Raw genomic sequence first — 12,684 nt, 5'->3', positions numbered from 1 at the left:
TCATGCGCGCTTCATAAGACGCCAGTCTGGCAGCCGCGTTACACCCTGCCAAGGCGCACAGATACCAGCCAGTCGCCGCCCGCTGCGGCGCTTTCCACCTCGGGACATCCAGCATCATGCAGGTCAGCAAATCGAACAAGCTCGCCAACGTCTGCTATGACATCCGCGGCCCGGTGCTCAAGCACGCCAAGCGCCTGGAAGAGGAAGGCCATCGCATCCTCAAGCTGAACATCGGCAACCCGGCGCCGTTCGGTTTCGAAGCCCCGGAAGAAATCCTCCAGGACGTGATCCGCAACCTCCCGACCGCGCAGGGTTACAGCGACTCCAAGGGTCTGTTCAGCGCCCGCAAGGCTGTCATGCAGTACTACCAGCAGAAGCAGGTGGAAGGCATCGGCATCGAAGACATCTACCTCGGCAACGGCGTGTCCGAACTGATCGTGATGTGCATGCAGGCGCTGCTCAACAACGGTGACGAAGTGCTGATCCCGGCGCCGGACTACCCACTCTGGACCGCCTCGGTCAGCCTCGCCGGCGGCAAGCCCGTGCATTACCTGTGCGACGAGCAGGCCAACTGGTGGCCGGACCTCGAGGACATCAAGGCCAAGATCACCCCGAACACCAAGGCCATGGTGATCATCAACCCGAACAATCCAACCGGCGCCGTGTACTCCAAGGAAGTGCTGGAAGGCATGGTCGAGCTGGCCCGCCAGCACAATCTGGTGCTCTTCTCCGACGAGATCTACGACAAGATCCTCTATGATGGCGCCATCCACATCTCCACGGCCTCGCTGGCACCGGACGTGCTGTGCCTGACCTTCAACGGCCTGTCCAAGTCCTACCGCGTGGCAGGTTTCCGCTCCGGCTGGGTGGCCATCTCCGGCCCGAAGCAGAAGGCCCAGAGCTACATCGAAGGCATCGACATCCTGGCCAACATGCGCCTATGTGCCAATGTGCCGAGCCAGCACGCCATCCAGACCGCCCTCGGCGGCTACCAGAGCATCAATGACCTGGTCCTGCCTAACGGCCGCCTGCTGGAGCAGCGCAACCGCGCCTGGGAACTGCTCAACGACATCCCCGGCGTCAGCTGCGTCAAACCCATGGGCGCGCTCTACGCCTTCCCGAAGATTGACCCCAAGGTCTGCCCGATCCATAACGACGAGAAGTTCGTCCTCGACCTGCTGCTCTCCGAGAAGCTGCTGATCGTCCAGGGAACCGCCTTCAACTGGCCGTGGCCGGACCATTTCCGCGTGGTCACCCTGCCCCGCGTCGACGACCTGGAGCAAGCCATCGGACGCATCGGCAGCTTCCTCAAGTCCTATCACCAGTAAAGGCCGCGCCGCCGTGGCCCAACCACGGCGGTGCAGCCAGCGCCTGCCAGGCTAGCCCATGGACCTGCAGATCGACGATTTCTACAAGGACTGCGCCGCCGGCCTGCTCCAGCTCTACCAGGCGTTTCCACGACGTATTGCGTTGTACGTGGAGGACCTTATTGGCCCCGAGCAGCCGGACGAGTTCGGCCTACCGAGCAAACGGCACGAGAGCTGTCTCGCCGCCCTTCTCTGGCTCGCTGAAGAAGGCTACCTGCGTTACGACAGTACCCTCCACTTCGAAGCGCTGGACCAGGCCGTGCTGAGCGAAAAAGGCTTCCTGCGAATGTCCCGCGTAGTCCCGCATGATGCGCAATTGGATCAGCCACTCCCGCCCAGTTTGCTGCGCGTTCGCGCGAGCCTTGCCCAGCAACTTCGTGAGGCCCTGCGCGGCGCCGACGGCGAACGCCTGGCACGCCTGGCTAGGCTAATCTTCGATGACAGGGCCAATCCCCAGGCCCCAAGCGACACAGTTTGAAATAGTCCCTGGTTGAATACGCCAGGGCTGCCCCTTATATACCCCGCAGTAACGAACGTTTTCCCCGTGAGGAGACTGATCCAACCATGATGCGCATCCTGTTGTTCCTGGCCACCAACCTTGCAGTGCTGGTAATCGCCAGCATCACGCTGAAACTGCTCGGGGTGGACCGCTTTACCGGCCAGAACTATGGCAGCTTGCTGGTCTTCTGCGCCGTGTTCGGTTTTGCCGGTTCGCTGGTATCGCTGTTCATCTCCAAGTGGATGGCGAAGATGAGCACTGGTACCGAGATCATCACCCAGCCGCGTACACGCCACGAGCAGTGGCTGCTGCAAACCGTCGAACAACTGTCCCGCGAGGCCGGAATCAAGATGCCGGAAGTCGGCATTTTCCCCGCCTACGAGGCCAACGCCTTTGCAACGGGCTGGAACAAGAACGACGCACTGGTGGCCGTGAGCCAGGGTCTGCTGGAGCGTTTTTCGCCCGATGAAGTGCGCGCCGTGCTGGCCCACGAGATCGGCCATGTGGCCAACGGCGACATGGTGACGCTCGCACTGATCCAGGGCGTGGTGAACACCTTCGTCATGTTCTTCGCGCGGATCTTCGGCAACTTCGTCGACAAGGTCATCCTGAAGAATGAAGAGGGTCCGGGCATCGGTTACTTCATCGCGACCATCTTCGCCGAGCTGGTCCTTGGCATTCTGGCCAGCATCATCGTCATGTGGTTCTCGCGCCGTCGCGAGTTCAAAGCTGACGAAGCCGGCGCCAGCCTGGCCGGCACCAACGCCATGATCGGTGCCCTGCAGCGCCTGCGCGCCGAGCAAGGCGTCCCGGTCCAGATGCCCGACAGCCTGGCTGCCTTCGGCATCAACGGCGGCCTGAAGCACGGACTGGCCGGCCTGCTGATGAGCCATCCGCCGCTGGAAGAGCGCATCGAAGCCCTGCGCCGTCGCGGCTGAAACGACTCACACTGACTAAGGGCGGCCATGGCCGCCCTCTTTTTTGCCTACGGCTTCTCCTGTAGCGGCACATTCATTGGCTCTGTCGGCGTTAGCTGTTGCTAGCCATCAAAGGTCGGGCTGAGAGCCCTGTAGGAGCGAGGGGGACGCCGAGTTCTTGCTCGCGAAATGCGCCCGTTCGCCAGCAAGCTGGCTCCTACAAGGGAGCCAGCCAGTGACAACACTTCACTGGGACAGAGCCAATTCATTCGCCAAGTGAGCCCAGGATCCGCCTCTCCTTACTCCGCTGCCACCCGATGCAGCCGGAATACCGGCTCGTGCAAGCTATCCAATCCACGCGACGCAAACTTCCAGTTCTTCTCCAGCACATCGCAACGCTCCAGCAGCTCCAACTGCCAGCCACCGCCGAAGCGCTCGCGCACCTCTGCCTCCGGGACTGCGAACGGCGGCCCATCAAGGCGCGATTGCTGATAGTCGAGCGTCACCATCAAACCGCAACTGCCGGGCGCCAGCAGGCGCGACAGATGCGCCACGTAGTCCTCGCGCATAGCCGGCGGCAAGGCGATCAGGGCGGCCCGGTCATACAGTGCCTTGCAATCAGCTACCTGCTCGGGCGCCACAGCGAAGAAATCACCCTGCAGGATCTCGACAGCGCCCGCGCTGTAGCGCTGCAACGCACCCTCCTGGCGAACGTCCGGCTCCAGCCCTTGCTCGGTGAAGAAGTCCTCCACCGCTCGCTGTGCCAACTCCACGCCTAGAACCCGATACCCCTGCCCCGCGAGCCAGGCCATGTCCAGGGTCTTGCCACAGAGCGGCACCAGCACCTGACTACCCCGCGCCAAACCCAGGCTCGGCCAATAACGCTGCAGGTAAGGATTGACCTCGCGCAGGTGGAACCCGATCTGGTCCTGCTCCCAGCGCGCGAGCCAGAATGCTTCGTCCATGACGCCTCCAACAATTCGATTGATAAGTTCAACAATTTATACTGGAAATCGATATATCCAGCCCTGATGATGCCGGCATCCTACCCGAGGAATTCCGAAATGCTACCCAGCCTGTTCATTTCCCACGGCTCGCCGATGCTTGCGCTGGAACCCGGCGCCAGTGGCCCTGCCTTGAAAAAACTGGCCGACTCGTTACCGAGGCCTCGCGCCATTCTTGTGGTTTCCGCGCACTGGGAGAGCGATCGCCTGCTGCTCTCTGGTGCCGCCCAGCCCACCACCTGGCATGATTTCCATGGCTTTCCGCAGGCCCTCTACGCCGTGCAGTATCCTGCACCCGGCGCCCCCGGGCTGGCTAAAACTGTCGCTGTACAACTGAACCAGGCTGGCCTGCCAGCCTCAATCGACCCCGAGCGCCCCTTCGACCACGGGACCTGGGTGCCCCTGTCGCTGATGTACCCGGACGCAGATATCCCGGTCGTACAGCTTTCGCTGCCAAGCCGACTTGGCCCGGCATTCCTGACCCGCGTTGGCCGTGCACTGGCAACGCTGCGCGAGCAGGGCATCCTGCTGATCGGCTCGGGAAGCATCACCCACAATTTGGGCGAACTGGACTGGCGCGCCGGCCCTGACGTCATTAGTCCCTGGGCTCGCGAGTTTCGCGACTGGATGGTGGCCCATTTGAAGACCGATGACGAAGGTGCGCTCCACGACTATCGCAAACTCGCGCCACATGCCGTACGAAATCATCCCAGTGATGAACACCTGCTGCCGCTGTACTTCGCCCGTGGCGCAGGCAGCTGCTTCGAAGTGGTACACAGCGGCTTCACCCTAGGGGCACTGGGAATGGATATCTACCGGTTCGATTAGCCGCGCCGCCTGCTTTCTGTGCATGGGGCGATTCATTCCCTCCACGCACCACACATAAAAAAGCCCCGCAATGCGGGGCTTTTTCATTTATAGCCAGGTGCTTCAGTCTTCGCGGTAGCGGCGCAGCTTCAACTGCTTACCGGCCACACGGGTGTCCTTCAGCTTGCCCAGCAGGCGATCCAGGCCTTCTTCCGGCAGCTCGACCAAGCTGAAGGTCTCGCGGATCTGGATTCGACCGATCGCTTCACGCGCAATGCCGCCCTCGTTGAGGATGGCGCCCAGCAGGTTCTTCGCGGCAATACCGTCGCGCGTCCCCAAGGCAGTGCGACAACGTACGCGGCCTTCGGCCAGCGGAACCGGGGCGCGACGCTCGCGGTACTCGCCACGCTCACTGCGCTCGCCATCACGCTCGCGACGCTCGCGCGGCTGGGAGCTCGGCACCAGCGGCTGTTCGCGTTCGACATCCGCCAGATTCAGCGCCTGGCCATTGGTGGCCTTGCGCAGCAGCGCCGAGGCCAGGGCACGTGGGCTGCAGCCGATGTCGGAAATCAGGCGGTCCAGCAGTTCGCCATGGCTGGCTTCGGCTTCGGCCACCAGCGGAGTGAGGCTGGCAGTCAGCTTCTTGATGCGGGCGTCCAGCACTTGCTGGGCGTTGGGCAGGCGCACTTCGGCCACTTTCTGGCCGGTGACACGCTCGATCACCTGCAGCATGCGACGCTCACGCGGAGTTACCAGCAGCAGTGCACGACCATCACGACCCGCACGGCCGGTACGACCGATACGGTGTACGTAGGACTCGGGGTCATACGGCATATCCACGTTGAATACGTGGGTGATGCGCGGTACGTCGATACCACGGGCGGCTACGTCCGTAGCGACCACGATGTCCAGACGACCGTCCTTGAGGGACTCGATCACGCGCTCACGCTGGTTCTGGGCGATGTCGCCGTTCAGCGCAGCAGCTTTGTAGCCTTTGGCTTCGAGGGCACTGGCCAGGTCCAGAGTGGCCTGCTTGGTGCGCACGAAAGCGATCAGCGCGTCGAACTCTTCGACTTCCAGCAGACGCAGAACGGCGCCGGTCTTCTGGTCGGCATGGACCATCAGGTGGGCTTGTTCGATACGAGCCACAGTCTGGGTTTTGGCGGCGATCTTGACGTGCTGCGGGTTACGCAGGTGACGCTCGGCGATCGAGCGGATCGACGGCGGCAGGGTAGCCGAGAACAGGACGCTCTGACGGCTCTCAGGAAGGGCCTCGAAGATCACTTCGAGGTCGTCCATGAAGCCGAGCTTGAGCATCTCGTCCGCCTCGTCGAGCACCAGCTGTTGCACGGTGGCAAGCAGCTTCTCGTCACGACGCAGGTGGTCGCAGAGACGACCGGGGGTTGCCACGATAACCTGGGCTCCTTGGCGCAGGGCCTTGAGTTGCGGGCCCATGGGTGCGCCACCGTAGACAGCGACCACGTTCAGGCCGGGCATCTGCTTGGCGTAGGTTTCGAAGGCGGTTGCAACTTGCAGTGCGAGCTCGCGGGTCGGTGCCAGGATCAGCGCCTGCGGCTCTCGTTTGGCCGGATCGATGCGCGACAGGATCGGCAGCGCGAAGGCTGCAGTCTTGCCGGTACCGGTCTGGGCCTGGCCAATCATGTCGTGACCGGCGAGGATCACCGGAATCGACTGGGCCTGGATGGGGGACGGTTCTTCATAGCCAACCGCAGAGATTGCGGCGAGAACATTGGGATGAAGGCCGAGCGCGGCGAAGGTGCCGAGTTCCTGGGTCATGGGTCTGCCTCAATGTGCATCCGCAAAGACCCTTGTTCCATGGCTGCATATGCCGTGAAGGACCTTGTGGGTCACCCTGGCAGCCTGGTAGAGAATTTGCGAGTACGCTTTTTTAGGAATGGATGAATCGTCAAGGGTAGTCCGCGACGCGGACTTGCAGCCGAAGGCACAAGGCCTCGGATAAAACGCAGTTCCTGAACGGGGCCGTTTGCAGGCCGGCGCGCATCATACAGGAAAAACATTCTTGCCGTGCAGGTTTTTCTGTGCCACCTCTTTGTACCCCGTCGGACGGTCAACGCAATGGACAAGGAAATACTCGACGACTATACCCCTCGTGCGCCCCCGCCACTCGCACGAGGAAACCACCATGTCTTCAAGCTCTGTCGGTCGCGTCAGCCGTGAAAAGCGCGGCCACATCATGCTCATCGGCCTTGATCGCGTGGCCAAGCGCAATGCCTTCGACCAAGCCATGCTGGACGATCTGGTTCTGGCCCTGGGTGAGTATGAACGGGACGACGACGCGCGCTGCGCGCTGGTGTTCGCTCACGGCGACCACTTCACTGCTGGGCTGGACCTCGCCAATGTCGGCGAAACCTTCCGCACCGGGTGGCGGCTGCCGGCAGGCGCAATCGACGCCTGGGGCACCTTCGGCGGCCAGCGCCTGTCCAAGCCCCTGCTGGTGGCCGTGCAGGGCTACTGTTACACGATCGGCATCGAGCTGATGCTGGCGGCCGATATCAACCTGTGCGCTAGCAATACACGCTTTGCTCAACTGGAAGTACAGCGCGGCATCTTCCCCTTCGCCGGCGCCACACTGCGGCTGCACCAAGTGGCTGGCTGGGGCAATGCCATGCGCTGGCTGCTGACCGGTGACGAGTTCGATGCCCACGAGGCCTATCGCCTGGGCCTGGTGCAAGAGGTGCTGGCCAGTGAAGACCTCCTGCCACGCGCCATCTGGCTGGCCGAGCGAGTGGCGGCGCAAGCGCCGTTGGGGATCAAGGCTACCCTGGCGTCGGCTCGACAGACTGTCAACGAAGGCGAAGAAGCCGCTGCGGCAGCGTTGGCACTTGTTGCACAACAGTTGTTGGCCAGCGATGACGCCAAAGAAGGTCTGCGCGCCCAGCAGGAACAACGCGCCGGGCATTTCAAAGGCAGGTAGATTAACGCACCGGGCATACCGGCAGCTTTCTTGCGGGGCGAAGTCATTCGCCAAGCAGTCCGAAGGAATGCCTTTCAAGACTGGGGGCTGCTGCGCAGCCCCTTGCGAATGAGTCCGCACCCACAGCACAGTCCGCCAAGCCTCAGCTCGCCTCGCGCAGCACGTCCAGCAAGGGCTGCAGGGAGTAGCCCAGCCTTGGCGCCAGGGCTTCTGCCCTTGCATTCAGGGCCTCACGATCCAGTTGCTGATCAAGATCGGCCGGCACGATGAGGATGACGTTGCCTTCCTTCACCGGGCACTCCCAGTAATGCCGATGGAACAGTCCCCGTAGCAGGGCCGCGCCGAGGGGTTTGCCGTCATCTGCGGCCCATTGGTTGATCACCAGCCAGCCTCCGGGGCTGAGGCGTTTCTGGCAAGCACCGAGGAAATCCCAGGCCAGATGCCCTACCCCAGGCCCATGGTCGGTATAGAGATCAACGAAGATCAGGTCGGCCGGCTCAGCGCTGGGTAATAGTTCGAGGGCATCACCGATTCGCAGGTACAGGCGCGGATCATCCGTCAGGCCCATGTACTCCATGGCCAGGCGGGGCACGTCCGGGCGCAGTTCGATGACCTCGACGTCGTCGAGCGGCAGAAACTTGAGGCAGGCCTGGGTCAGGGTCCCGGCCCCCAGGCCAAGGAACAGCGCCGTCTCTGGCGCCTCGTGGCACAGCGCGCCAATAAGCATCGCGCGGGTGTAGTCGTATTCGAGCCAGCTGGGATCAGCCGTAAACACACAACTCTGCTCCACGGCCTCGCCGAACTCGAGGACGCGATAATCGCCCACCTCGAATACCCGGATCACACCGAAATCATCGCGCACTTCCGCGAGCAGACGCTCCTCGGACATCACAATTCCATCCCACTCAAGGCCGATGCCGCTAGCGAGCACCAGCGCGGCGCCATATCAGGCGCCAATTGCCATTGAAGCCAGAATCATCGCTGCCGGCTTAGTCCCGCCATCACCCAGTCAGCCACAGCTGCCTGAAGAAAGCCCGAATAGGATACCAGCGCCAAGGACATCTCCAGCAGGTATGCGCTCACCTACGCCGCAGCGACACTCGCAGCCCCACGTGGCCCAGGTCAATCGGTTAACATGGCGCATTCCCCGCAAGCAGCCGTATCGAGACCCTGATGAACAGCCAAGACTGGAGCCCCGAGAGCTGGAGGGACAAACCCATCCAGCAGCAGCCCGAATACCCGGATGCCGACAAACTGGCGCATGTCGAGCAGACCCTGGCGAGCTACCCGCCGCTGGTGTTCGCGGGTGAGGCGCGGGAGCTTCGTCGGCAGTTCGCCGAAGTCACCGAAGGCCGGGCCTTCCTGCTGCAAGGTGGCGACTGCGCGGAAAGCTTCGCCGAGTTCTCCGCTGCGAAGATTCGCGACACCTTCAAGGTGCTGCTGCAGATGGCGATTGTCATGACCTTCGCCGCCGGCTGCCCAGTGGTGAAAGTCGGGCGTATGGCCGGCCAGTTCGCCAAGCCGCGATCCTCTGGCAACGAGACCCAGGGGGAGGTCACCCTGCCCGCCTACCGTGGCGATATCGTCAACGGTATCGGCTTCGACCCGGTCAGCCGGGTGCCCGATCCAGAACGCTTGCTGCACGCCTATCACCAGGCCACGGCCACCCTCAACCTGCTGCGCGCCTTCGCCCAGGGCGGCTTCGCTGACGTGCACCAGGTCCACCAGTGGAACCTCGACTTCATCGCCAACTCGGCGCTGACCGAAAAGTACAGCCAGCTGGCCGACCGCATCGATGAGAGCCTGGCCTTCATGCGCGCCTGCGGTCTGGACAGCGCACCGCAACTACGTGAAGCGAGCTTCTTCACCGCCCACGAAGCCCTCCTGCTGAACTACGAACAGGCCTTCGTGCGCCGTGACAGCCTCACCGGCGACTGGTACGACTGCTCCGCGCATATGCTGTGGATCGGCGACCGCACGCGCCAGCTGGACGGCGCTCATGTCGAGTTCTTGCGCGGCGTCGGCAACCCCATTGGGGTCAAGGTCGGTCCGAGCATGGACAGTGACGAGCTGATCCGCCTGATCGATATCCTCAACCCGGACAACGATCCCGGCCGCCTGAACCTGATCGTGCGCATGGGTGCCGAGAAGGTCGGCGAGCACCTGCCGCGACTGATCCGCACCGTCCAGGGCGAAGGTCGCAAGGTGCTCTGGAGCTCCGACCCGATGCACGGCAACACCATCAAGGCATCCAGCGGCTACAAGACTCGCGATTTCGCCAGCATCCTCGAAGAGGTCAAGCAGTTCTTCCAAGTGCACCAGGCCGAGGGCAGCCATGCCGGCGGCATCCACATTGAGATGACCGGGCAGAACGTCACCGAGTGCATCGGCGGCGCCCGTCCGATTACCGAAGACGGCCTCTCCGACCGTTACCACACCCATTGCGACCCGCGCTTGAACGCCGACCAGTCCCTGGAGCTGGCCTTCCTGATCGCCGAAACCCTGAAGCAGATTCGTCGCTGATGGACGCCTGTCGCAGCCCTTGCCCAAGGGCTGCAGATTCAGTGTTTAACGTACGATCGCCTGCTCGATCGAGCCCTGCTCCGCATGCTCGTGGACCTGCAGCCCAGACTCGCTCAGCGCCACCCCCTGCAAGGACCGCTTGGACGGCTTGCTGTCCAGAGTGATCAAGCCGTGATCTTCATCCATTGTGATGGGTGAACCACAGGCTGGCGTTGAAGTGGAGTTGTTTGAAGCGCTCCGGATCGCTGGTTTTCAGGCGACCACGGAGGAACTCGGCAAACAGGTGATGCAAGCAATACCACTGCCGCTCACGGCCCAGCGACAGCGGGAACAGCTGCATGGATTTCGGTCATTCCAACAGCTCCTGACCGTCCCGGCGGCCGGTCAAGGCGTTGGCCAGGTCACCGCTCAACTGGCTGGCAATCCCGAGGGCCAGCAGCACACCCTGCATCTCTGCGGAGAGTTGCCCGAAGACGTTGGCGAGCAGGTATTGGCTGAAGGGTCTCTGACCGCTGCCGAGGCGATCCATCTGTTCAGCGGCATGGGGCTGGTGTCGGAGCCGGAGGCTGGCCTGCTGCCCACCAATCACCCACCCTTCGGTATGGCTATGCAAAGCGGTCAGTGCGGCATCATCCAATTGCCGGCCCATCCGCTCCAGGTACTCACGGGTCTCGTTGACGGACAGACGCAACTCGTCGCGACCGAACTCCAGAAGCCAGCCCTTGGCCCCCGAAGTGGCGGAGTTCAACGGCAGCAGCGAGCAGCTGCCAACAGCCAGCGAGAAATGCCGGGGGTCCGGCTACCGCAGTGCAAGCCCACCCGACACGCTTCGGCCAGGGCCGCCAGGGCAGTGCTCTTGCCAAAACCGGCGAGGGCGGAGAACAACAACAGCCGCGCATGGGGATGAGCGGCCAAGGCAGCCTGGACCTGCGGTCTCGGCAAATAGTCGGGGGAGTTATGAGTTTCGAATACTGAAGGCTACCTGCAACGGGGTTGAGGACTGCGTCCAAAGCCTGAATCCGTATGTCGTTATCGTTCTGGAACGAAGGTGCTTCTCCGTCGGATTGGTACATAACTATCAGAATGCATTTGCCGCGCAAACTTGAGAAAAGGCTCTAGGATCAATACTGGAGGCAGACTAGAATTCGCTCTTGCGTCCAGCCTGCGTCCCTATATGCCTGACTGCCAACTTCACTACCTGCCCTACCACGAATCACCCTGCGAACGCTTTGCCCTGCTCCGTTCGGCACCCGGCGCCGTCTTGCTGGATGCCGGCCGTCCAGTGGCCTGCCGTGGACGCTATGACCTATTCAGTGCCTGGCCATTGGCAGAGTTAGCGCCACTACCTAATGAATCGGCCAACGACTTCATTCAGCGCCTGCGCGAGGCCCTGGCCGGCCTTGGGGAGGCATCGCCACCCAATGGCGTCGAGCTACCGTTCGTCGGCGGACTGATCGGCTACCTGGCCTACGACTTCGGTCGTCGCCTTGAGCAGCTGCCTCAGCAGTCCCGCGACGACCTCCTGCTGCCCGATGCAGGCATCGGGCTGTATGCCTGGGCCTTGGTCACTGATCACCAGGCACGCACCAGCCAGCTGGTGTTCCACCCGAGCCTGGCCCAAGCCGAACGCCAGCGGTTGATCGCACTATTCAGCGAACCCTGCACCTCAGCGACTGGCCCGTTCCGGTTGACGGCACCATTCGCCAGGAACCTGGCTGAAGCGCAATACAGGAATGCGATCGAGCGCGTGCAGGCCTATATCCAGGCAGGCGACTGCTACCAGGTGAACTTCACCCAGCGTTTCCAGGCGCCCTGCGAAGGGGATCCATGGACGGCCTACCAGGCCCTGCGTCAGGCATGCCCCACGCCATTCGCGGGCTACCAGGTCTTATCTGGTGGTGGCGCCATCCTCAGCCTGTCACCAGAGCGCTTCCTCAAGGTCAGCCAGGGCCAGGTGGAAACCCGGCCAATCAAAGGCACACGTCCTCGGGGGCTCATGCCAGAGGAAGACCAGGCGCAAGCGGACGAGCTGCTGGCCAGCCGCAAGGACCGCGCCGAGAACCTGATGATCGTCGACCTGCTGCGCAACGATCTGGGTCGCAGTTGCGCCACGGGATCGGTTCGGGTTCCAGAACTCTTCGCCCTTGAGAGCTACCCCAACGTGCATCATCTGGTGAGCAGCGTTACCGGCCATCTGGCGCCCGGCAAGGACGCGCTGGATCTGATCGCTGGCAGCTTCCCGGGCGGCTCCATCACCGGCGCGCCAAAGATCCGGGCCATGCAGATCATCGATGAGCTGGAGCCGACGCGCCGCTCGATCTACTGCGGTTCCCTGCTCTATCTGGACGTACGTGGCGAGCTCGACAGTTCGATTGCCATTCGCACGGTCCTGGTCAAGGACGGCCAGGCCAGTTGCTGGGGTGGCGGCGGCATCGTTGCCGACTCCGATTGGCAGGCGGAATACCAGGAGTCCATCACCAAGGTGAAGGTCCTGCTGGAGACGCTGGAAGCGCTGGAGGGCTGAGGGCCGCACCTGAGAGCGTGTTCCTGAGGCCTGCACCTGCCCCACCCCACACCTCGATGGGCAGTCCATGCCAGAAATGAAAAAGCC

The 12,684-nt window shown here is 62.7% G+C and carries 12 protein-coding genes; 7 read left to right on the top strand and 5 right to left on the bottom strand.

All coding sequences use genetic code 11. From position 1 onward, the window contains the following. Nucleotides 1–116 precede the first annotated feature (116 nt). From J7302_RS01930 to htpX, 3 genes are all read left to right on the top strand, one after another. Nucleotides 117–1,328: a pyridoxal phosphate-dependent aminotransferase gene (locus tag J7302_RS01930; protein WP_215369579.1), complete on the top strand. Its 1,212-nt coding sequence runs from the start codon at nucleotides 117–119 to the stop codon at nucleotides 1,326–1,328. A gap of 58 nt (nucleotides 1,329–1,386) precedes the next feature. Next, nucleotides 1,387–1,845 carry a hypothetical protein gene (locus J7302_RS01925; protein WP_215369578.1) on the top strand — a complete coding sequence of 153 codons (459 nt, stop codon included), beginning with the start codon at nucleotides 1,387–1,389 and terminating at the stop codon, nucleotides 1,843–1,845. 86 nt (nucleotides 1,846–1,931) lie between these two features. After that, nucleotides 1,932–2,804 (top strand): protease HtpX, encoded by an 873-nt coding sequence (gene htpX / locus J7302_RS01920; RefSeq protein WP_215369577.1) that lies wholly within the window; start codon nucleotides 1,932–1,934, stop codon nucleotides 2,802–2,804. Nucleotides 2,805–3,082: 278 nt separating this feature from the next. Here htpX and J7302_RS01915 read toward each other — a convergent pair whose 3' ends face one another. Continuing rightward, nucleotides 3,083–3,748, bottom strand: coding sequence for a thiopurine S-methyltransferase (locus J7302_RS01915; protein WP_215369576.1), 666 nt, complete (start codon nucleotides 3,746–3,748; stop codon nucleotides 3,083–3,085). A gap of 99 nt (nucleotides 3,749–3,847) precedes the next feature. Between J7302_RS01915 and J7302_RS01910 the strand changes: the two genes are divergently transcribed. Next, a complete protein-coding gene (locus J7302_RS01910; protein WP_215369575.1) occupies nucleotides 3,848–4,615 on the top strand; it encodes a dioxygenase family protein in 768 nt (255 codons plus the stop codon). 102 nt (nucleotides 4,616–4,717) lie between these two features. Here J7302_RS01910 and J7302_RS01905 read toward each other — a convergent pair whose 3' ends face one another. Then, complete coding sequence (locus J7302_RS01905; RefSeq protein ID WP_215369574.1) at nucleotides 4,718–6,391, bottom strand: DEAD/DEAH box helicase; 1,674 nt, start codon at nucleotides 6,389–6,391, stop codon at nucleotides 4,718–4,720. A gap of 367 nt (nucleotides 6,392–6,758) precedes the next feature. On the opposite strand from J7302_RS01905, the gene J7302_RS01900 reads away from it, so the two are divergent. Continuing rightward, a complete protein-coding gene (locus J7302_RS01900; protein ID WP_215369573.1) occupies nucleotides 6,759–7,550 on the top strand; it encodes a crotonase/enoyl-CoA hydratase family protein in 792 nt (263 codons plus the stop codon). A gap of 142 nt (nucleotides 7,551–7,692) precedes the next feature. Here J7302_RS01900 and J7302_RS01895 read toward each other — a convergent pair whose 3' ends face one another. After that, nucleotides 7,693–8,439, bottom strand: coding sequence for a spermidine synthase (locus tag J7302_RS01895; RefSeq protein ID WP_215369572.1), 747 nt, complete (start codon nucleotides 8,437–8,439; stop codon nucleotides 7,693–7,695). A gap of 284 nt (nucleotides 8,440–8,723) precedes the next feature. Between J7302_RS01895 and J7302_RS01890 the strand changes: the two genes are divergently transcribed. Beyond that, on the top strand, nucleotides 8,724–10,073 hold the full coding sequence (locus J7302_RS01890) for a class II 3-deoxy-7-phosphoheptulonate synthase (protein ID WP_215369571.1): 1,350 nt from the start codon (nucleotides 8,724–8,726) through the stop codon (nucleotides 10,071–10,073). Nucleotides 10,074–10,251: 178 nt separating this feature from the next. Here the strand turns inward: J7302_RS01890 and J7302_RS01885 are convergent, their stop codons facing one another. Continuing rightward, complete coding sequence (locus tag J7302_RS01885) at nucleotides 10,252–10,413, bottom strand: hypothetical protein (RefSeq protein WP_215369570.1); 162 nt, start codon at nucleotides 10,411–10,413, stop codon at nucleotides 10,252–10,254. Between the two features lie 9 nt (nucleotides 10,414–10,422). Continuing rightward, entirely contained in the window at nucleotides 10,423–10,821 is a 399-nt protein-coding gene (locus tag J7302_RS01880) for a hypothetical protein (RefSeq protein ID WP_215369569.1), read from the bottom strand. Nucleotides 10,822–11,247: 426 nt separating this feature from the next. Here J7302_RS01880 and pabB point away from each other — a divergent pair, with 426 nt between their 5' ends. After that, nucleotides 11,248–12,597, top strand: a complete 1,350-nt coding sequence (gene pabB / locus J7302_RS01875; RefSeq protein WP_215369568.1) for an aminodeoxychorismate synthase component I — start codon at nucleotides 11,248–11,250, stop codon at nucleotides 12,595–12,597. Nucleotides 12,598–12,684 lie beyond the last annotated feature (87 nt).

Origin of the sequence: Metapseudomonas boanensis, from assembly GCF_018704125.1 — a bacterium.
Classification (GTDB): Bacteria; Pseudomonadota; Gammaproteobacteria; order Pseudomonadales; family Pseudomonadaceae; genus Metapseudomonas; species Metapseudomonas boanensis.
Note: the sequence above shows the minus strand (reverse complement) of the source record. Positions and strands in the feature narration are given on the sequence as shown.